Origin of the sequence: Mesorhizobium sp. M1143, from assembly GCF_040318435.1 — a bacterium.
GTDB lineage: Bacteria > Pseudomonadota > Alphaproteobacteria > Rhizobiales > Rhizobiaceae > Mesorhizobium.
This window is the reverse complement of sequence record NZ_JAMYMJ010000069.1, coordinates 1-20,625: the sequence shown is the minus strand read 5'-3', so window position 1 is coordinate 20,625 and position 20,625 is coordinate 1. Positions and strand designations below refer to the sequence as shown.

17 protein-coding genes are annotated in these 20,625 nt (G+C 64.1%); 10 read left to right on the top strand and 7 right to left on the bottom strand.

The genetic code is table 11. The features are described 5' to 3' along the window. Positions 1-141: 141 nt before the first annotated feature. Genes NKH35_RS28395 through NKH35_RS28385 form a run of 3 tightly spaced genes read right to left on the bottom strand, consistent with a single transcriptional unit; the run spans position 142 to position 3,066 of the window. Positions 142-1,119: a sugar ABC transporter substrate-binding protein gene (locus tag NKH35_RS28395; RefSeq protein ID WP_023692778.1), complete on the bottom strand. Its 978-nt coding sequence runs from the start codon at positions 1,117-1,119 to the stop codon at positions 142-144. Between the two features lie 23 nt (positions 1,120-1,142). After that, the gene (locus NKH35_RS28390) at positions 1,143-2,345 is read right to left on the bottom strand and encodes a mandelate racemase/muconate lactonizing enzyme family protein (protein WP_023702214.1); all 1,203 of its coding nucleotides are present in this window, start codon (positions 2,343-2,345) and stop codon (positions 1,143-1,145) included. A 1-nt stretch (position 2,346) separates the two neighbouring features. Then, positions 2,347-3,066: a FadR/GntR family transcriptional regulator gene (locus NKH35_RS28385; protein ID WP_023732047.1), complete on the bottom strand. Its 720-nt coding sequence runs from the start codon at positions 3,064-3,066 to the stop codon at positions 2,347-2,349. A gap of 105 nt (positions 3,067-3,171) precedes the next feature. On the opposite strand from NKH35_RS28385, the gene NKH35_RS28380 reads away from it, so the two are divergent. Continuing rightward, a complete protein-coding gene (locus NKH35_RS28380) occupies positions 3,172-4,071 on the top strand; it encodes an SMP-30/gluconolactonase/LRE family protein (protein ID WP_023732048.1) in 900 nt (299 codons plus the stop codon). A 37-nt stretch (positions 4,072-4,108) separates the two neighbouring features. Here NKH35_RS28380 and NKH35_RS28375 read toward each other — a convergent pair whose 3' ends face one another. Beyond that, positions 4,109-5,653 (bottom strand): helicase HerA-like C-terminal domain-containing protein, encoded by a 1,545-nt coding sequence (locus NKH35_RS28375; RefSeq protein WP_352917099.1) that lies wholly within the window; start codon positions 5,651-5,653, stop codon positions 4,109-4,111. 349 nt (positions 5,654-6,002) lie between these two features. On the opposite strand from NKH35_RS28375, the gene NKH35_RS28370 reads away from it, so the two are divergent. The 3 genes from NKH35_RS28370 (at position 6,003) to NKH35_RS28360 (ending at position 9,758) form a co-directional block, all read left to right on the top strand. Further along, positions 6,003-7,445: a methylmalonyl-CoA mutase subunit beta gene (locus NKH35_RS28370; protein WP_023727664.1), complete on the top strand. Its 1,443-nt coding sequence runs from the start codon at positions 6,003-6,005 to the stop codon at positions 7,443-7,445. Next, on the top strand, positions 7,442-9,562 hold the full coding sequence (gene scpA / locus NKH35_RS28365) for a methylmalonyl-CoA mutase (RefSeq protein ID WP_023821052.1): 2,121 nt from the start codon (positions 7,442-7,444) through the stop codon (positions 9,560-9,562). Before NKH35_RS28370 ends, scpA begins: the two co-directional genes overlap by 4 nt. A gap of 64 nt (positions 9,563-9,626) precedes the next feature. Further along, positions 9,627-9,758 (top strand): AbrB/MazE/SpoVT family DNA-binding domain-containing protein, encoded by a 132-nt coding sequence (locus NKH35_RS28360; RefSeq protein WP_023732052.1) that lies wholly within the window; start codon positions 9,627-9,629, stop codon positions 9,756-9,758. Between the two features lie 111 nt (positions 9,759-9,869). On the opposite strand, the gene greA is transcribed toward NKH35_RS28360, so the two are convergent. After that, positions 9,870-10,343 carry a transcription elongation factor GreA gene (greA, locus tag NKH35_RS28355; protein WP_023670749.1) on the bottom strand — a complete coding sequence of 158 codons (474 nt, stop codon included), beginning with the start codon at positions 10,341-10,343 and terminating at the stop codon, positions 9,870-9,872. A 139-nt stretch (positions 10,344-10,482) separates the two neighbouring features. Here greA and NKH35_RS28350 point away from each other — a divergent pair, with 139 nt between their 5' ends. Beyond that, positions 10,483-11,838: a TIGR03808 family TAT-translocated repetitive protein gene (locus tag NKH35_RS28350; protein ID WP_023698160.1), complete on the top strand. Its 1,356-nt coding sequence runs from the start codon at positions 10,483-10,485 to the stop codon at positions 11,836-11,838. Here the strand turns inward: NKH35_RS28350 and NKH35_RS28345 are convergent. Together NKH35_RS28345 and NKH35_RS28340 are read right to left on the bottom strand one after the other, a co-directional pair. Next, the gene (locus NKH35_RS28345) at positions 11,831-12,835 is read right to left on the bottom strand and encodes an asparaginase (protein ID WP_023735549.1); all 1,005 of its coding nucleotides are present in this window, start codon (positions 12,833-12,835) and stop codon (positions 11,831-11,833) included. The two genes, NKH35_RS28350 and NKH35_RS28345, sit on opposite strands and share 8 nt — an antisense overlap. 28 nt (positions 12,836-12,863) lie before the next feature. Then, complete coding sequence (locus tag NKH35_RS28340) at positions 12,864-14,030, bottom strand: acetyl-CoA acetyltransferase (RefSeq protein WP_023698158.1); 1,167 nt, start codon at positions 14,028-14,030, stop codon at positions 12,864-12,866. A gap of 199 nt (positions 14,031-14,229) precedes the next feature. Between NKH35_RS28340 and betI the strand changes: the two genes are divergently transcribed. Genes betI through betB form a run of 5 tightly spaced genes read left to right on the top strand, consistent with a single transcriptional unit; the run spans position 14,230 to position 20,513 of the window. After that, complete coding sequence (gene betI, locus NKH35_RS28335) at positions 14,230-14,820, top strand: choline-binding transcriptional repressor BetI (RefSeq protein WP_352521891.1); 591 nt, start codon at positions 14,230-14,232, stop codon at positions 14,818-14,820. Between the two features lie 11 nt (positions 14,821-14,831). Next, positions 14,832-16,358, top strand: coding sequence for a choline-sulfatase (betC, locus tag NKH35_RS28330; protein WP_352521911.1), 1,527 nt, complete (start codon positions 14,832-14,834; stop codon positions 16,356-16,358). Beyond that, positions 16,355-17,359, top strand: a complete 1,005-nt coding sequence (locus tag NKH35_RS28325) for a threonine/serine dehydratase family protein (protein ID WP_352521892.1) — start codon at positions 16,355-16,357, stop codon at positions 17,357-17,359. Before betC ends, NKH35_RS28325 begins: the two co-directional genes overlap by 4 nt. A 3-nt stretch (positions 17,360-17,362) precedes the next feature. After that, complete coding sequence (gene betA / locus NKH35_RS28320) at positions 17,363-19,015, top strand: choline dehydrogenase (RefSeq protein WP_352521893.1); 1,653 nt, start codon at positions 17,363-17,365, stop codon at positions 19,013-19,015. Between the two features lie 34 nt (positions 19,016-19,049). Beyond that, complete coding sequence (gene betB, locus NKH35_RS28315; RefSeq protein ID WP_352917097.1) at positions 19,050-20,513, top strand: betaine-aldehyde dehydrogenase; 1,464 nt, start codon at positions 19,050-19,052, stop codon at positions 20,511-20,513. Positions 20,514-20,625: the final 112 nt, after the last annotated feature.

The window sequence follows — 20,625 nt, the reverse complement described above, 5'->3', positions numbered from 1 at the left end:
TCCCCCCCGCCCCAGCCCGGGTTTGCCCCTAGGGGTGTTCACCCCACCCCCACCGCCTGCCCCCTGTAATTCAACCTGGTGGGGCGCCCGGGGCGGGCCGGGGCCGCCGCCTAGCCAAAACCGCTCATCGGCGCTGCGCTGTCAGCGCATCCCCTGGGCGGAAAGCGCCATGATCGCATCGGCTTCGTTCGGCCGCACGATGCCCTGGCCGGTGTCGATGTCGGAAGGCGCCAGGCCGATCTTCTTGTTGAGATAGGCCTCCATCACCGGCATGAAGCCCTGCATGTAGGGCTGCTGGTCGACCAGCGCCTGCACGTAGCCCTTCTGCATCTGCTGCAGCACTTCGGGCACCAGGTCGAAACCGCCGAGCAGGACCTTGCCCGGCGCTACGCCGCGATCCTGCAGCACGCGGGCGACACCGGCGCACCAGAATCCGGTGTCGAAATAGGCGGTGGTGTCCGCATGGGCGTTGAGATAGGCGCCGACGCGGTCGGAGGTGACGGCAAGGTCGGTGCCGCTGTCGATGCGCTCCCACGACACATCGCGGTCGGCATGCGCCGCCTTGTATTCCTCAAGGAACTGCATCACGCCGGCGCCACGGCTCTCGGACCAGTTCTGGCCGGGCGCCGAGATGCCAACCAGCACCTTGATCGGGCCATCCTTCGGGAAGCTTTCGGATATAGCCTTGGCGAGCGAATAGCCCGCCGGCTTGAAGCCCTGCCCGACGAAGGCCTGGCGCGCATTGCCCTTGGCGCCTTCGGTGTCGTCGACATTGACGGCTATCACGAGCACGCCGGCATCGCGCGCCTCCTTGATGACGTCATCGAAAGCATGGTCGTCGACGATCGAGGTCAGCAGCGCGTCGGGCTTGGCGGCAAGGGCCGCGCGCATGTTGGCGACCTGCTGTTCGATCGAACCCTCGGTCTGGGTGAAGACCATGTTGCAGCTGGCCTCGACCTTGGCGCAGCCGTCGTCAAAACCCTTCTTCACCGCCTGCCAGAAGGTGTTCGATGCCGACGAATGGTGGGTGAAGACGATGTTCAACCCGTTGGCACGCGCGGCGGTCTGGGCGCCGAAGATAGCGACGCCAAGCAGAAGTGTTGCAGTCAGTTTTCTCATTTCAATTCCTCCCTTTGGATTTCCTAGATGTCGGTCTTGTCGGAGACGCGGCGCTGGACGGTGTAGGCCTTGCCGAGGTCGGGGTTGAGCGCCAGCCCCAGGCCCGGTCCAGGCGGCACGGTGATCATGCCGTTCTTCACTTCCGGCAGCGCCGTCACCAGGTCCCGGTACCAGGTGCGGTAGAAGGCGCGCACGCTCTCCTGCACCAGCGCATTGGGCGCATTGAGCGACAGATGCGTCGAGGCGGCGAGCACGACCGGACCGGTGCAGTCATGTGGCGCGACCGGCAGTCGCCAGGCCTCCGCCATCGCGGCGATCTTGCGCGCCTCCGACAGGCCGCCGCACCAGGAGATGTCGAGCATGACGATGCCGGCAGCCCCGGTTTCGAGCAGGTCGCGGAAGGCCCAGCGGCTGCCCAGTGTCTCGGAGGCCGAGATCGGCGCCGGGCTCACCGCCTCGTAGCGTTTCAGGTCGCCGAGGCTGTCCATGCGGATCGGGTCCTCGTGCCAATAAGTGGCATAAGGTTTCAGCGCGCCGGCGATCTTCATGGCCGGCAAAAGCTGCCACATCGAATGGAACTCGACCATGATGTCGATCTTGTCGCCGACGGCGCGGCGGATCTTCTCGAACGGCTGCAGCGCCGATTTCAGGTCGGCCGCCGAGATGTCATTGCCACGCGTCTTTTCGGCGGCGTGATCGAACGGCCAGATCTTCATGGCAGTGATGCCGTCCTCGAGCAGTTCCTCGGCCAACTCGCCGGCGCGGTTGAGGAAGCCGTTGAGATCGTCGTAGTCGCGCCCGGCGCCGATGCCGTAATTGGCCGTCGTCTGGCCCTTGGCGTCCTTGATGTATTCGGTGCCGGCGCAGGTGTTGTAGGTGCGGATGGAGCGACGGCTGAAGCCACCCAGAAGCTGAGCGATCGGCTGGCCTGTGACCTTGCCGAAAATGTCCCACAGCGCGATGTCGAAGGCCGAATTTCCGCGCACCTCCGCGCCGCTGGAGCGGAAGCCGAGATAGCCGACAAGGTCGGCGGATAAAAGGTCGATCTCGAGCGGATCGCGGCCGATCACGCGTGGCGCGACATATTCGTGCAGATACGCTTCGACGGTGCGCGACAGGAAGAAGGTCTCGCCGAGCCCGGTGATGCCCTCGTCGGTATGGACCTCGACCCAGAGAAGGTTGGGCCGCTCCTCGATGCGAATGGTCTCGATCGCGGTGATCTTCATGTCAGGCGATTCCCGCGTCGAGGAGCGCCTTGACGCTCTTGTCGAAATGTTGCGCCATGTGCTCGACGGCGAGCCGCGGATCGCCCTTGAGGATCGCCTCGGCTATGTCCTCGTGCCCCTTGATCATCTTGAGCTGGTCTTCGCTGGAGGAGCGTGTCCGCCAGCCGATCACCCAGGTGCGGCGCGTGACCCCGCTGAAGGCGGTGACGATCAGCGAGAAGACCGGGTTGTGCGAGGCCGCCGCGATCGCCTCGTGAAAGGCGATGTCGTGCTCCATGACGATCTCAGGGTGCTGGAAATTCTCACGCATCAGCCTGGCGGATTGCGCGATTGCCGCGGCTTCCGCCTCGGTGCGGCGGAGCGCCGCCAGCGCCACGGTGCGCATCTCGATCGTGCGCCTGACATCATAGACCTGATGCACGCTGATCTGCTGCGTGGTGATGCCGTGCTCGATCACCATCGACATGGCGCCGGTGTCGAGCTTGGCGACGGTGGCGCGGCGCCCGGCGCTCATGTCGATCAGGCGCATTGCAGAAAGCGACCGGAACGCTTCGCGCACGACGGTTCGCGAGACATTGAGCTGGCGCGTCATGGCCGCTTCGCTGGGCAGCGGATCGCCGGCCGCAAGGCCCTCCGAGCGGATGTGCTGGGTGATTGCCTGGATCGCCGTGCTCACAAGGCCGGGATTCGGCTCAGCCGCTGCCTCCGTCGGATCCTGCATGTCTCTCCCTTAAACCTGTATGACAGGTTGTTATTCAGTTGCTGATAATTCATCCGAAAGATATATGTCAAGCGTGTTCTGGATGCGCTGGTCTGGAGGAACCGCATGGACGATATGAACGCTGGCCTGCTCTTCGATGCGCGTGATGTCGTCGGCGAGAGCCTGATCTGGGACGACCGCTGCGACCGGCTGGTCTGGATCGACATTATCGGCCGCAGGATCCACAGACTGGATCCGCTGACCTCAGTTCACGAGTCCTGGGAGACACCCGATCTGGTCACCTCGATCGGGCTGCGCACCGATGGCGGCGCCATTGTCGGCCTCAGGAACGAGATTGCCTTGTGGGACTTCGGCGGGAAGTTCCGAACGATTGCGACGATCGAGCCGGACAGACCCGACATCCGGCTGAATGAAGGCGTCATCGCGCCCGATGGGTCATTCTGGGTCGGCACGATGGCCAACAACATCGGACCGGATGATACGCCCGTCGCCATCGCGCAGGAGGCCGGGCAGCTGTTTCGGGTTGCTCCCGACGGCCGCGTGACGCGCCTGTCCGACGACCGCTTTGGCATCACCAACACCATGGCATGGACACCGGACGGTCGCTTCATCACCGCCGACACAATGAAGAACGAACTCTACAGCTATGCTTGGGACAGGACCGCATGGCGGCTTGAACACCGGCGCCGGTTTTTCGGGGCCTTCGAGCGGGGCCTGCCCGACGGCTCCTGCATGGACGCCGAAGGCTACATCTGGAACTGCCGGGTCGTCGGCGGCAGCTGCCTTGCTCGCATCGCGCAGGACGGCCTACTGGATCGGATCGTCGAACTACCCTGCTCCTGGCCGACAAGCTGCGCCTTTGGCGGCGCCAAACTCGATACGCTGTTCGTCACCTCGGCGCGCTTCACGATGACGGCGGAGCACCTTGACGCGCATCCGAACGAGGGCGGCGTTTTTGCGCTCCGGCCGGGAGAACGAGGCCGACCGAGCAACCGTTTCGGTTAGGTGCCCGCCATGCGGCATTCTTGCGGGCTGATGCCTTTTACAGACCCCTGGACAGGCTGCCCAGAATCCCGCGCACGATCGCGCGGCCGACCGACGAGCCGACCGAGCGCACCACCGCTTTGATCGCGGCTTCGGCAACCGTCTGGCGGTTGGACGGCCTTGGCGCAGGGGGCCGGCGACCGCCTGATTGCTGCGGCGGCGGATCGTCATTGCCGAAGCCCGGAATGGTCCAGCGCGAGCGCCCGCTGTCGGCCTGCTGCGCCTGCTCGTCCTGCGCATCCCTGGCTTTCTTCTGCAGCATCTCGAAGGCCGATTCGCGGTCGATGGTCTGGTCGTACTGGCCGGCGACCGGGCTCTGGTCGATCAGCTTGCGGCGCTCGTCCGCCGTGATCGGGCCAAGCCTGGACGACGGCGGCCGGATCAATGTCCGCTGCACCATGGACGGCACGCCCTTGACCTCCAGCGTCGAGACCAGCGCCTCGCCGGTGCCGAGCTGGGTGATGGCGGTGGCGCAGTCGAAATTGGGATTGGGCCGGAAGGTGTCGGCGGCGGTCTTGACCGCCTGCTGCTCACGCGGCGTATAGGCGCGCAGCGCGTGCTGCACACGGTTGCCGAGCTGGGCGAGAACCTTTTCAGGGATATCCAAGGGGTTCTGCGTAACGAAATAGACGCCGACGCCCTTGGAGCGGATCAAGCGAACCACCTGCTCGACGCGGTCGATCAGCACCTTCGGCGCCTCGTCGAAAAGCAGATGCGCCTCGTCGAAGAAGAACACCAGCTTCGGCCTGTCGGGATCGCCGACCTCGGGCAATTCCTCGAACAGCTCCGACATCAGCCAGAGCAGGAAGGTGGCGTAGAGCCTGGGGTTCATCATCAGCCTGTCGGCAGCGAGCACGCTGATGGCGCCGCGGCCGTCGCGGGTAGTGCGCATGATGTCGGCGATGCGCAAAGCCGGTTCGCCGAAGAAATGCGCCGCACCCTGCTGTTCCAGCACGAGAAGCGTGCGCTGGATTGCGCCGACCGACGGCTTGGTGACATTGCCGTAGCGCGAACTGATCTCGTCGGCGCGCGCTGCGATGTTGGCCAGCAGCGCCTGCAGATCCTTCATGTCGAGCAGCAGCAGGCCATCCTCATCGGCGATGCGGAAGGCGATGTTCATGATGCCTTCCTGCGCTTCGGAGAGGTTCATCAGCCGCGACAGAAGCAGCGGCCCCATTTCCGAGACGGTGGCGCGGATCGGGTGACCCTGCTCGCCGAACAGATCCCAGAAGATGACCGGGAATTCCTGGAAGTCGTAAGGGTCGAGCTTGACCTGCTCGGCCCGCTTGACCAGGAAATTCTGCGCCTTGCCCATCATGGCGATGCCGGACAGGTCGCCCTTGATATCGGCGCAGAACACAGGCACACCGGCATTGGAAAACCCCTCGGCCAGGATCTGCAGGCTAACCGTCTTGCCGGTGCCGGTGGCGCCGGTGATCAGGCCATGGCGGTTGCCATATTGCAGCAAGAGCTGTTCGGCGCGCTGATAGCTGTCGTCGGGCTTGCGGCTGGCGCCGAGGAAAATGCTGGTGTCGTCAGCCATATGGCCATGTCTCCGCAAACCGATGTGTTAAAAGCCTGTGGCCTTGCCGCAGGGTATAGTCAGGCCATTGCGCAGCGACAATGCTATTCTCCAATTGGGCTATCCATCCAGTTGGCTATTCATCCAGATTGGGCCAATCGTCTAAATTGAACCGATCCTCCAAATCGGTTTTTGGAACTTGCGGATTTTGCCGCTGTTTGGCAATCGTTCATGGTTCGTCCACGCAGGCTGCCCTATATCCAAGACATCGAATCCAGCCGTCGCAGGCGCATTGCATTGCGATATCGGGCAGGGAACCGTAGACTGGACGGCTGACGCTGGTGCGGCCGCATAAAAACGAGGAGCATGGATGGGCGCCGGAGCCTTGACCAGGAGTGTCGAACCCGCTGACGTCGAGCGCCAGCGTTGGCTGGCCTTGGCCGAAAAGGCGCTCGCCGGCGCCTCCTTCGAGGAAAAACTAGTCTCGCATACCGACGATCAGATTCGCATCGAACCGCTCTACGATCGCGCTGGCGGCGCCGAGCCGCTTGTGCGCGCCAACCCCAAATTGCCCTGGATTGTCAGCCAGCGCATTGACGATCCCGATATCGGCCGCGCCAAGGCGCAGGCCCTGGACGATGTGGCACAAGGCGCGACGGGATTGTCGCTTGTCTTCGAAGGTGCTCCGAATGCGTTCGGCTATGGCCTGCCGAGGACGGCGCAGGCGCTGGAAACGGTGCTGGATGGCGTACCGCTCAACCGCACGCAGATCCGCATCGACGCCCATCCCTGGAGCCGTGCCGTCGCCGACTGGCTGGTGGCGTTCCTGAGCAAGCGCCGCTCCGACCCGGCAAAGCTGAACCTCTCCTTCGGCATCGACCCGGCGGCAATCTTTGCCGGAACCGGCCGGCTGCGCATGTCGATCGAGGCGTTGCAGGCATCGATGCCGCAATCGCTGGCGCATTTCTTCTCGCTGGGCGTGCCGGGTGTGCTGCTGGAGGCCGACGGGCGGGTGTTCCACAATGCCGGCGCCACGGAGGCGCAGGAACTCGGCACCATGCTCGCTTCCGCCGTGTCCTACCTCAGGATGTTCGAGGATGCGCGCCAGCCGCTTGTCTATGCCGCTCCCCATATCGGCTTTGCGCTGAGCGTCGACCAGAACCAGTTCCTGTCCATGGCCAAGGTCCGGGCCTTGCGCAGGCTGTGGGCGCGCATCCAGGAAACCTGTTCCATCCCGGCATCGACAGCCAACATCCATGCCGAGACGTCGTTCCGCATGATGACGGCGGCGGATCCCGAAACCAACATCCTGCGCACCACCATCGCCAGCTTTGCAGCGGCAGCAGGCGGCGCGGACTCGATCTCCATCCTGGCACACACCATCGCCCTCGGCCTGCCGGCCGGCTTTGCCCGCCGCATCGCCCGCAATGCGCAGTTGATCATGGCCAATGAAAGCCATATCGACCATGTCGCCGACCCAGCATTTGGGTCGGGCGCAGTCGAGGCGCTGACCCTGGGCCTGTGCGAAGCGGCGTGGGAAGAGTTCCAGCGGATCGAAGCGGAAGGCGGCGTTCTGGCAAGCCTGCAGCAAGGGCATATCCAGAAGCGCGTGAAGGCAGCATCCGAGCGCCGCGCCGAGGCCTACCGGTCGGGTGAACGGGCAATCATCGGCACCACGCTTTACCCGCTGAAAAACGATGCCCCGGTTGAGACGCTGGCGGCTGAGCGGCGGCCGCCTTTCACAGAGGGCGTGGCGGTGTGCGAGGCGCTGTTTCCCGTCCGCATCGACCAGGCAATCGGAGCCGCACAGTGATCCCGGATTTCAGCCACATTGGCTGGTCGGCGCCACGGCGCGCGCCGGTCGAGGTCAAGGGCCAGCGGCTGACGCCGGAAGGCATCGCCGTCAAGCATCTCTACGGCCAGGGCGATCTCAAGGGGCTGCCGCATCTCGACACCTATCCGGGAATGCCGCCCTTCGTGCGCGGTCCCTACCCGACCATGTATGTCCAGCAGCCGTGGACGATCCGGCAATATGCCGGCTTCTCGACGGCCGAGGAATCCAACGCCTTCTACCGGCGCAATCTCGCCGCCGGCCAAAAGGGCCTTTCGGTCGCTTTCGATCTGCCCACACATCGCGGCTATGACAGCGACCATCCGCGTGTATCAGGCGATGTCGGCATGGCGGGCGTGGCCATCGATTCCATCCTCGACATGCGGCAATTGTTCGACGGCATCCCGCTCGACGAAATGACGGTGTCGATGACCATGAATGGCGCGGTGCTGCCGATCATGGCGCTCTATATCGTTGCGGCCGAAGAACAGGGCGTCGCGCAGAAGGATCTCGCCGGCACCATTCAGAACGACATTCTGAAAGAGTTCATGGTCCGCAACACCTACATCTATCCGCCGAAGCCCTCGATGCGGATCGTGTCTGACATCTTCTCCTATACCTCCCAGCACATGCCGAAGTTCAATTCGATCTCGATCTCCGGCTATCACATGCAGGAGGCCGGCGCGACCGCGGACCTGGAGCTCGCCTACACCATCGCCGACGGCATCGAATATGCCCGCGCCGGCGTCGCCGCCGGGCTCGACATCGACCGTTTCGCCCCGCGGCTTTCCTTCTTCTGGGCGATCGGCATGAACTTCTTCATGGAGATCGCCAAGCTCCGCGCGGCGCGCATGTTGTGGGCGACCCTGATGCAGAAGAATTTTGCACCGAAGGATGAACGCTCGCTGTCGCTGCGCACCCATTGCCAGACCTCCGGCTGGTCGCTGACGGCGCAGGACCCCTACAACAACATCACCCGCACCATGATCGAGGCGATGGCGGCGACGCAGGGACATACCCAGTCGCTGCACACCAACTCGTTCGACGAGGCGATGGCGCTGCCGACCGACCACTCGGCGCGCATCGCCCGCAACACGCAGTTGATCCTGCAGAAGGAATCCGGCACCACCCGCATCATCGATCCATGGGGCGGCTCGGCGTATGTCGAACGGCTGACGCATGATCTGGCGGCGCGTGCGCTCGCCCATATCGAAGAGGTCGAGGCGCTTGGCGGCATGGCGGCGGCAACCGAACAGGGCATTCCAAAACTGCGCATCGAGGAAGCGGCGGCGCGCACGCAGGCGCGTATCGATTCCGGCGAGCAGATACTGGTTGGCGTAAACGCGCATCGCCCCGAGAACAACATCGAGGTCGACGTGCTGAAGATCGACAATGCCGAGGTCAGGGCCCGACAGTTGTCGAAGCTGCAGAACCTCAAAGGCACGCGCAATGTCGGCGCGGTCGAGAGCGCGCTCGATGCGCTGACCCGCGCTGCGCAGGGTAACGGAAACCTGCTGGAATTTGCCATCCGCGCCGCGCGCGCCTATGCCACGGTCGGCGAGATCTCGCTGGCGCTGGAAAAGGTCTTTGGCCGTCACGTCGCCTCGGTGCAAACGATCTCCGGCGTTTATCGCAATGCGCTTGGCGACAATCTGACGGTCGGCCGATTGCTGGAGAAGCTCGAAGCTTTCGAGAAGAAGTCCGGCGGCAAGCCGCGCATCCTGGTCGCAAAGATGGGACAGGACGGCCACGACCGTGGCCAGAAGGTGATCGCCACGGCCTTCGCCGATCTCGGCTTCGACGTCACGGTCGGCGCGATGTTCCAGACACCCGACGAGATCGCCAGGCTGGCGGTGGCGCAGGACGTCCATATCATCGGCGCCTCGTCGCTGGCGGCGGGGCACCTGACACTGATCCCCGAATTGCGCGATGCGCTGAAGAAACTCGGCCACCCCGACATGCTGATCGTCGTCGGCGGCGTCATCCCGCCGCAGGATTACGGCGCAGTGCTGGAAGCGGGTGCCGCGGAAATCTTCCCGCCAGGGACGGTTATCCCGGAGGCTGCGGATCGGTTGCTGGACCGGCTGCTGGCGAGCTGATTGAAACAGTTGCACTGCTTATCAAAGTTGCGTTACAATATCGGGCGCAACCTATGGTATGGCTATGAACACCATCATTCACGGACTTGAGGACGGATCGGGCGTTGTAATCCTGCCGCGGGAAACGCTCGACAGCTTGAGCCTGCAAGTGGGCGATGAACTCCAGATCATCGAAACCACGACGGCATCATCCTAAGGCCGGTGCCGTGTGACGACGTCGAACGGCAAATACGTGCTGCTCGCGATGTCATGGACAAGTATGAGCCCGCGTTGCGAAAGCTGGCTGTGCAAATAGGGTGAGCTGGCGTCAGGCGTCCGACAGCTTGACAATTTCCCATTCCTTGCCGTTGACGCTTGCGACGTCGCCGACCTTCTTGCCGAACAGCGCCACGGCCATTGGCGAGACGTGTGAGATGCTGCCCTTTGAGGGGTCGGCCTCGTCCTCGCCGACGATCTTCCAGTGCACTTTCTTGCCGTCATCGCTTTCCAGCGTGACACCCATGCCGAAGCGCACCTGGTCGCTGCCCGGTTCCGGCACGGAAAGCTCGGCGCTTTCGCGGCGCGCTGTCCAGTAGCGCAGGTCGCGCGAGACGACGGCAATGCGCTCGCGATCGGCTTTTCGCTCGGCTTTCGCCAAAATGTCGCGCAGATCGGCCAGATTGTCCTCGATCATCGCCAGGCCGCGCTCCGTCACCAGATTGCGGTGTTGGCTGATCGGCCGCTCGCCGATGCCGGCAATGGCGTTTTCGCTGTCTTCCTCGCGGGTGAAAGCCCTGCTCATCGGATAAACTTAGGCCCGCTTCGGCGACTGTACAAGCCACTTGGCGGACCCGGTCATTGGTCGGACTATCGCCGAGCGGAGACCTATGCGGCTGGCCCAATTCCTGCGAAGAACCATTTCATCGCAGGGATCTGTGCCGATGTTGAACAGACGAACGCTTCTCAAGGGGACTGTCGGCTTTGCGGTGCTCGGCGTTTCGCTGGACAACGCCTTGGCGAAGACGGCAGCGCTTGGCTCGATCAATGCCGCCGAGCTTGGCGTGGAGCCGGACGCACCGGACGACCAGAGCAAGGCCTTCGCCACGATGCTAGCCGAGGCAAGCCAGCGCAATGCGCCGGTGTTCCTGCCGCCGGGCACCTATGTCGTGTCCAACCTGACCCTGCCCGCCCGCGTCAGGCTTTCGGGCGTGCCGGGCGCCTCGCGCATCCTCTATGGCGGCAATGGCCATTTGCTGACGGCCGAACAGGCCGAGCATATAGAGTTCACCGCATTGGTCTTCGACGGCGCCAACGGCGGGTTGGCCGACGATGCGCAAGGCCTGCTCGACCTGCGCCGCGTCGCCCATCTCGTCATTGACAATTGCACGATCACCGGCAGCGGCAAGCATGGGCTGGCGCTGGAGCATGCGTCGGGCCGCATCGAGCGGTCCGAGATTTCGGGGGCTGCGGACGCCGGCATCTACTCCGTCGAGGCCGCTGGCCTGGCGATATCCGACAACACCGTATCCGACTGTGGCAATGGCGGCATTCTTGTGCATCGCTGGCAGCAGGCCGAGGACGGCACGATCGTCAGCGGCAACCGCGTGCAGCGGATCGGCGCGCGCGGCGGCGGCACCGGGCAGAACGGCAATGGCATCAACGCCTTCCGTGCCGGCAATGTCTCGGTCACCGGCAACATCGTCTCGGACTGCGCCTTCTCGGCGATCCGCGCCAACAGTTCCAGCAATCTGCAGATGACCGGCAACACCTGCTCGCGGTCGGGCGAAACCGCGCTCTATTCCGAATTCTCCTTCGAAGGCGCCATCATCGGCAACAACATCGTCGATGGTGCCGCTAACGGCATCTCGATCGTCAATTTCAACGACGGCGGCCGTATGGGTGTCTGCTCAAACAACATCATGCGCAACCTCTCGACCACCGGCCCCTACCCCGCCGACGCGCCGGGCTTCGGCGTCGGTATCAGCGTCGAGGCCGACACCACCGTCTCGGGCAATGTCATCGAGAACGCGCCGCTCTACGGCATGCAGATCGGCTGGGGCGCTTATATGCGCAATGTTGTGGCGACGGGAAACATCATCCGTCAGGCCGGAACCGGCATCGCCGTCACTGTGGTAGAAGGCGCTGGAAACGCCATCATTTCCGACAACGTCATCGACGGCGCCAAGAACGGCGCCATCATCGGCCAGCGCTGGGCCGAACCGGCGACCGGCGACCTCGCGCGGTCGAGCGATAGCGGCTATGCGCACCTGACGGTCGAGCGAAACAGGGTCAGCTGAGCGTCGTCGTCGGCCGCAGCGAGCCGACCTTGGCGCCAATGCGGCTTTCGATCGGAGGATTGGCCCGCTCCAGAAGGTTCGCCGCCAGTGCGCCGTCGGCGCTGAGAAGTTTTGCCAGCACAGTGGCAATCATCACCTCGGCGGCGCGGCCGGCGCCGTCATCGCATTTTAGCGCGATGCCGAGGCCAAGCTCCGGAACGGCAGCGCAATAGACACCCTCGGCGCCCGTCTTGACGAATATGCGGCCGGGCGCGGCCTGCATCAGCGCCACATCCACTTTGCCGGTGCCGGCGACCAGGAAAGGCTCGGCCATACAGGCAGACAGCAGGCGTTTGGCCGCCTTGGCGCGCTCAGGGCCAAAGCTCCTGCCCGTCGCCATGCGGGCAAAGCCAAGGGCAAAACTTTTCAGCGGCACGGCATAGGTGGGAATCGAGCAGCCATCGGTTGCCCGGTGATCCGCATCGTGGGCAGCGCCGGTCACCGCCTGCATGGCGTCGCGCACCATCTCCTGCAAACCATGGCCTGCCTTGACGTAGCCTTGGTGGGCAATCCCTGAGTGCACGCAGGTGCAGAGAAATCCGGAATGCTTGCCCGAGCAATTGTTGTGCAGTGCGTTCGGCGAGACGCCTGTGCGGGCCAGTGCGATCGTCGCGTCGTGGCTCGACGGCCAATGCGCGCCGCATTCCAGCGCCGACTTGTCGAGCCCGGCCTTGGCCAGCATCGCCTGCGCCAGTTCGACATGCGCGGGTTCGCCCGAATGCGAAGCGCAGGCCAGCGCCAGTTCGCGGTCGCCCAAGCCGTACGCATCGGCAGCACCCGTTTCAACCAGCGGCAGCGCCTGGATCGCCTTGACCGCCGAGCGCGGAAACACCGGCCGCGCCGTATCGCCGATCTCCAGGACAGGCTTGCCGTCACCGTCGAAGATTGCGACAGCGCCGCGATGGACGCTCTCGACGATCGCGCCGCGCAAGACCTCGACCAGAACCGGATTTGTCATCACCACGCCCCAAAAATACGGGCCGCTTCTACCTGATCCGGTCGAGAATGGAAACGTAGTTGGCGACGGCAGCGCCACCCATGTTGAAGATGCCGCCGAGCTTTGCGCCCGGCACCTGGATGCCGCCGGCCTCGCCCGTCAACTGCATGGCAGATAAGACGTGCATCGACACGCCGGTGGCGCCGATCGGATGGCCCTTGGCCTTCAGCCCGCCCGAAGGATTGACCGGCAGCCTGCCGTCCTTGGCCGTCGTGCCGTCCAGCGCCAGCCTGGCGCCTTCGCCGGGCTTGGCCAGGCCCATCGCCTCATATTCGATCAATTCGGCGATGGTGAAGCAGTCATGTGTTTCGACGAAGGAGAGATCGTCGAGCGTCACGCCGGCCTTTTTCAGCGCCTGGTTCCAGGCCTGTTCGCAGCCTTCGAAGGACAGGATGTCGCGCTTCGACATCGGCAGGAAATCCTGGACATGCTCGTTGGCGCGGAAGGCGACGGCGCGGCGCATCTTCAGCGCCGTCGAGGTGTCGGTCAGCACAAGGGCGGCTGCACCATCGGAGACCAGCGAGCAGTCGGTGCGCTTCAGCGGACCGGCGACGAAGGGGTTCTTCTCGCTTTCCTGGCGGCAGAATTCGTAGCCGAAATCCTTGCGCATCTGCGCGTACGGATTGTCGACGCCGTTCTTGTGGTTCTTGGCGGCAATCATCGCCAGCGCGTCCGACTGGTCGCCATAACGCTGGAAATAGGCCTGCGCGATCTTGCCGAAGACGCCGGCAAAGCCGGCCGGCGTGTCGCCCTCCTCCGGCAGATAGGAAGCTTTCAGCAGGTTCTTCCCGATCTCAGGCCCGGGCGTCGTCGTCATCTGCTCGGCGCCGACCACCAGCACGATGCGGGCAGCGTTTGCGTCGATGGCGCGGATGCCTTGCCGGACCGCGGCCGAACCGGTGGCGCAAGCATTCTCGACCCGCGTCGCCGGCTTGAAGCGCAGTCGGTCGTCGGCCTGCAACACCAGGCTGGCGGTAAAATCCTGTGGGGAAAAGCCGGCATTGAAGTGGCCGAGCACGATCTCGTCGACCTCATCCGGGCCGATGCCGGCATGGTCGAGCGCGTCGACCGCGACCTTGGTGATCAGGCCTTCCAGCGTCTCGCCTTCCAGCTTGCCGAAGCGCGAATGCGCCCAGCCAACGATGCATGCGGTCATGGCGGTCTCCATCCTTGGCGCCAGCCTAACATGTGGGCAAATGGCGCACTTCGCCTTTATTGTTCAAATATAAACAATCCCGCCCGCATCGAAAAGGGCCGCAAGCCGACAATCGCTTGGTGCAGGTTCCAATCGGATCGTTTTTTGTTGATTGACGCGTCAATAAAAAATAATCTCCGCCGCAAAAGCCGGGAACATCATGCCTAAAGTCGGAATGGAACCGTTGCGCCGCAAGGCGCTCATCGACGCGACGATCTCGGCGATCGGCGAGCGCGGCTCGCTTGATGTGACCATGTCGGAGATCGCCGGACGTGCCGGTGTGTCCTCGGCCCTCGCCCATCATTATTTTGGCGCCAAGGACGAGCTCCTTCTGGCGACAATGCGGCACATTCTGGCCGAACTGACCATCGACATGCGGCGCGCCCTGCAATCCGCCGGCTCGCCGCGCGAACGCGTTTCGGCGGTGGTCGCCGTCAACTTCTCCGACATCCAGTTCCGGCCGGAAACCATCGCGGCCTGGCTCGCCTTTTATGTCGAGGCACAGAAATCATCGGCCCTGCGCCGGCTGCTCAGGGTCTATGCGCGGCGGCTGCACTCGAACCTGATGAGCGGACTGACCGGCATACTGCCGCGCACCGAAGCCGACCGCGCGGCGGAAGCGGTCGCGGCGATGATCGACGGGCTGTACATCAGGCGCGCGCTGAAGGACGGCGTGCCGGATGCTCAAACCGCGATCGCGCTGGTCGAAGATTATCTCGAAATCAAACTCGGCGGGCGACAGACACAGTGACAGCCTCAGAGATATCAAGGCGACCCAACATCCTGATCGTCATGGTCGATCAGCTCAACGGCACGCTGTTTGCGGACGGGCCGGCGGACTTCCTGCATGTGCCGCATCTCAAGGCGCTGGCCGCACGCTCGGCGCGCTTCGGCAACAACTACACGGCCTCGCCGCTTTGCGCGCCGGGCCGCGCCGCTTTCATGAGCGGGCAATTGCCGTCGCGCACCCAGGTCTATGACAACGCCGCCGAATTCGCTTCCTCGATCCCGACCTATGCGCATCATCTGCGCAACGCCGGCTACTACACCTGCCTGTCGGGCAAGATGCATTTCGTCGGCCCTGACCAGTTGCACGGTTTCGAGGAGCGGCTGACCACCGACATCTATCCCGCCGATTTCGGCTGGACGCCGGATTACCGCAAGCCCGGCGAGCGCATCGACTGGTGGTATCACAATCTGGGCTCGGTCACCGGCGCCGGCGTTGCCGAGATCACCAACCAGATGGAGTATGACGACGAGGTCGCCTTCCACGCGGTGCAAAAACTCTACGATCTTGCCCGCACCTCCGAGGACGAGGCCAGCCGGCCCTGGTGCCTCACGGTTTCCTTCACCCACCCGCACGACCCCTATGTCGCACGGCGGCAATATTGGGAATTCTATAAAGACTGTCCGGCGCTTGAGCCGGAGGTGGGATTCATCCCCTATGCCCATCAGGACCCGCATTCGCAACGGCTTTACCGGGCCAGCGACTACGACAGTTTCAACATCACGCCGGAGCAGATCCGCCGCTCGCGGCGCGGCTACTACGCCAACATCTCCTATCTCGACGACAAGGTCGGCGAGTTGATGTCAGTGCTGGAGCGAACGCGCATGCTGGACGACACCATCATCCTGTTCTGCTCCGACCATGGCGACATGCTTGGCGAGCGCGGCCTGTGGTTCAAGATGAATTTTTTCGAGGGCTCGGCGCGAGTGCCTTTGATGATCGCCGGCAAAGGCATCCCTGCAGGGCTGATCGAGGCGCCGGTCTCCAACCTCGACGTGACGCCGACGCTGTGCGATCTCGCCGGCATCGACATCTCCGCGATCGCACCGTGGACCCATGGCCAGTCGCTGCTGCCGTTGCTTGATGGCGGACAGCGCACCGCGCCGGTGCTGATGGAATATGCCGCCGAGGGCTCCAACGCGCCGTTGGTGGCGATCCGCGACGGCCGCTACAAATTCATCCATTGCGAGATCGACCCGCCGCTTCTGTTCGATCTCGAAGCCGATCCGCAAGAACGCACCAATCGTGCCACCGATCCGGCGCATGCCGATCTGGTGGCGGCCTTCACGGGAGCCGTGCGAGCGCGCTGGGACATGGCGGCATTCGATGCCGCGGTGCGCGTCAGCCAGGCGCGGCGCTGGGTGGTTTATCCCGCGCTGCGCAACGGCACGCATTACCCCTGGGAGTTCCAGCCATTGCAGAAGGCGTCGGAACGCTACATGCGCAACCACATGAACCTCGACAATCTCGAGGAACAGAAACGCTTTCCGCGAGGCGAATGATGACAATTGTCCCCTCCCTCGAGCACCTCAGACAGGCCTATGCCGTGACGTCGAAGGCGACGCAGATCACGCCTTTGCTGGAATCGACAGCCTTGGCCAAGGAGACGGGTGCGGCCCGCGTCTTCATCAAACCGGAATCGCTGCAATGGGCGGGATCGTTCAAGGTGCGCGGGGCCTATTGGCGGTTGAAGCGGCTGTCGCCGGATGAGGCCAGAAAAGGCGTCGTCGCCTACTCATCCGGCAATTTCGCGCAAGGGTTGGCGGCTGCCGGCCAGGCGCTCGGCATTCCCGTCACCATCGTCATGCCGATCGACGCGCCGGCCGCCAAACGCGATGCGACGGCAGGTTATGGCGCGCGCGTCGTGCTGACCGATCATGGTGAGCGCGCCCGTGAAGAGGTCGCAGCCGCCAAGGCCCGCGAGATTGCCGAGACCGAAGGGCTGGCGTTGCTGCATCCATTCGACGATCCGGAGATCGTTGCCGGCCAGGCTGGCGCCGGGCTCGAAGCGCTCGAACAATTCGAGGCAAAGGACGCCAGTGCCGACCTTCTGTTCTGCTCGGTCGGCGGCGGCGGACTGATCGGCGGCATGTCGCTCGCCTTCCACTATCTGTCGCCAGCAACCGAGATCATCGGCGTCGAGCCGGAAGGCTTCAACGGCATGGGTGCATCGCTAGCGCATGGCGCCATCGAGACCATGCCGATCGCGCCGAAATCGATTTGCGACGGGCTGATGTCGCGGCGGCCGGGCGACGCGCCGTTCGCGGCGGTCAAGACCGCCGGCGTGCGCGGCATCACCGTCGACGACCAATCGGTTAGGCGAGCGATGAAGATCGCCTTCGAGCGGATGAAGCTGGTGCTTGAGCCGTCAGGCGCAGCGTCGCTGGCGGCGCTGCTCGGCGGCAAGGTGGATGTGGCGGGTAAAACCGTCCTGGTTGTGGCTACCGGCGGCAATGTCTCTCTCGCCGATTTTATTTCGCATATGAACGATGGGCGCATGTGAACCATGCTTGAAGCAGACTTCGTCATCATCGGCTCCGGCTCGGCCGGCTCGGCCATGGCCTACCGGCTGTCGGAAGACGGCAAGCATTCGGTCATCGTCATCGAGTTCGGCGGCACCGATATCGGGCCGCTGATCCAGATGCCGTCGGCGCTGTCGATCCCGCTCAACATGAGCCTTTACGACTGGGGCTTTGCCAGCGAACCGGAGCCGCATCTCGGCGGCCGCGTGCTGGCGACGCCACGCGGCAAGGTGATCGGCGGCTCGTCCTCGATCAACGGCATGGTCTATGTCAGGGGCCACGCACGCGACTTCGACCACTGGGCCGAACAGGGGGCCGCCGGCTGGGGCTTCGCCGACGTGCTGCCCTATTTCAAGCGCATGGAGGACAGTGACGGCGGCGAGGACGGCTGGCGCGGCCACGGCGGCCCGCTGCACGTCCAGCGCGGCCTGCGAAAGAATCCGCTCTACGGCGCCTTTGTCGAAGCCGGCCGTCAGGCGGGTTTTGAATTGACCGACGACTATAACGGTTCGAAGCAGGAAGGCTTCGGACCGATGGAGCAAACCATTCGCGGCGGCCGCCGCTGGTCGGCGGCGTCAGCCTATCTGAAGCCGGCGCTCAAGCGGCAAAATGTCAGCGTGATCAGAGGCTTCGCCCGCCGGGTGATCATCGAGAATCAGCGTGCCGTCGGAGTCGAGGTCGAAGCTCACAAACAGATTCAGGTCGTTAAGGCGCGACGTGAGGTGATCGTTGCCGCATCATCGATCAATTCGCCCAAGATCCTGATGCTATCCGGTATCGGCCCGGCCGCGCATCTCAAGGAGAACGGCATCCAGGTCGTGGCCGACCGGCCCGGTGTCGGCCGCAATCTGCAGGATCATATGGAGCTCTACATCCAGCAGGAATCGACCCAGCCGATCACGCTGAATTCGGTTCTCAACCCATTCTCCAAGGCGCTGATCGGGGCGCAGTGGCTGTTCTTCAAGACCGGCCTCGGTGCCACCAACCATTTCGAGGCCGCGGCCTTCGTGCGCTCGCAGGCCGGCGTCGACTACCCCGACATCCAGTATCACTTCATCCCGGCTGCGGTGCGCTATGACGGCAAGGCGGCGGCGAGGGCCCATGGCTTCCAGGCCCATGTCGGGCCGATGCGGTCGAAGTCGCGCGGCTCGGTGACGCTGCGCTCTCCCGACCCGAAAGCGGCACCGGTGATCCGCTTCAATTACATGTCGCATCCAGACGACTGGGCCGAGTTCCGCCACTGCATCAGGCTGACTCGCGAGATCTTCGGCCAGAAGGCTTTTGACGGCTTCCGCGGCAAGGAAATCTCGCCGGGTTCGCATGTCCAGTCGGACGAGGATCTCGACGCCTTCATCCGGGATCATGCCGAGAGCGCCTATCACCCGTGCGGCACCTGCAAGATGGGTCGGGCCGACGACATCACGAGCGTCGTCGATCCGGAGTGCCGCGTCATCGGCATCGACGGGTTGCGGGTCGCCGACTCCTCGATCTTTCCGCGCGTCACCAATGGCAATCTCAACGCGCCCTCGATCATGACCGGCGAAAAGGCCTCCGACCACATTCTCGGCCGCACGCCGCTGGCGCCATCCAACCAGGAACCCTGGATCAATCCGCGCTGGCAGGTGGCGGATCGATAGGGCATTGTCCGGCCAAGACCATTGGAGAATTCATATGCGCGCCCAGCCAACGGCATCGCACTATGTCAACGGCCGCTACATCGAGGACGAAGGCGGCGCGCCGCTGCCGGTGATCTATCCGGCGACCGGCGAGATCATCGCCACCTTGCATTCGGCGACGCCGAACGTGCTGGAACTCGCCATCGAAGCTGCGCGGGCCGCACAACCGGCCTGGGCGCGGATGAAGCCGGTCGCGCGGGGCCGCAGCCGGCCCCGCGCCGCCGACATTTTGCGCGCGCGCAACGCCGATCTGGCGCGGATCGAGACGCTCGACACCGGCAAGGCGATCCAGGAAACGCTGGTGGCGGATGCGCCGTCGGCTGCCGACTGCCTCGAATATTTCGGCGGCGCGGTTGCCGCCTTCAACGGCGAGGCGATCGATCTTGGTGGACCTTTTGCCTATACGCGCCGCGAGGCGCTCGGTGTGTGCGTCGGCATCGGCGCCTGGAACTATCCGATCCAGATCGCCGGCTGGAAATCCGCCCCGGCGCTCGCCATGGGCAACGCCATGGTATTCAAGCCTTCGGAGAACACGCCGCTGTCGGCGCTGGCGCTGGCCGAGATCTACTCAGAGGCGGGCCTGCCCGACGGGCTGTTCAACGTCGTGCAAGGCTATGGCGATGTCGGCGCCGGCCTCGTCGGCCACGATGTCGTTGCCAAGGTTTCGGTGACCGGCTCGGTGCCGACCGGCCGCAAGGTGCTGTCGCTCGCCGGTTCGAAGATGAAGCATGCCACGATGGAGCTCGGCGGCAAGTCGCCGCTGATCGTCTTCGACGACGCCGACCTCGAAAACGCCATTAGCGGCGCCATGCTCGGCAATTTCTATTCGACCGGGCAGATCTGCTCCAACGGCACGCGTGTTTTCGTACAAAGCGGCATCCATGACCGCTTCGTCGACCGGCTGGTCGAGCGGACGAAAAAGATCCGCATCGGCGATCCGCTCGATCCTGAGACGCAGATGGGGCCGCTGGTCAACAAGGCGCAGCAGGAGAAGGTCGTTTCCTACATCGCGGCCGGCAGGCAGGATGGAGCAACGCTCGCCTGCGGTGGCAACGTGCCGTCGCTGCAAGGGTTCGATGGCGGCTTCTTTGTCGAGCCAACCGTGTTCACTGGTGTCACCGATACGATGCGCATTGCGCGCGAGGAGATTTTCGGGCCGGTGATGAGCGTGCTGAAGTTCGACGGCGAGGACGAGGTGATCGACCGCGCCAACGACACCGAATTCGGCCTCGCCGCCGGCGTCTTCACCCGCGACCTGCAGCGCGCTCATAGGGTGATCGCCGAACTGCAGGCCGGCACCTGCTGGATAAACGCCTACAATCTGACGCCGGTGGAAATTCCGTTTGGCGGGGTGAAGCAATCCGGCATTGGGCGCGAGAACTCGCTGGCGGCTTTAGCGCTCTATTCGCAGCTGAAGGCGGTGTATGTCGAGACCGGGGATGTAGCGAGCCCGTATTGAGGGGTTGGCGCGAGGCACCCCCCCCCCCCCCACCCGGGGCCAGGGGGGGGTGGGGTTTTAGAAAAAAAACACCCCCAGCGACAACGGGCGCCCAGGGGAGGCGGGCGGGGGG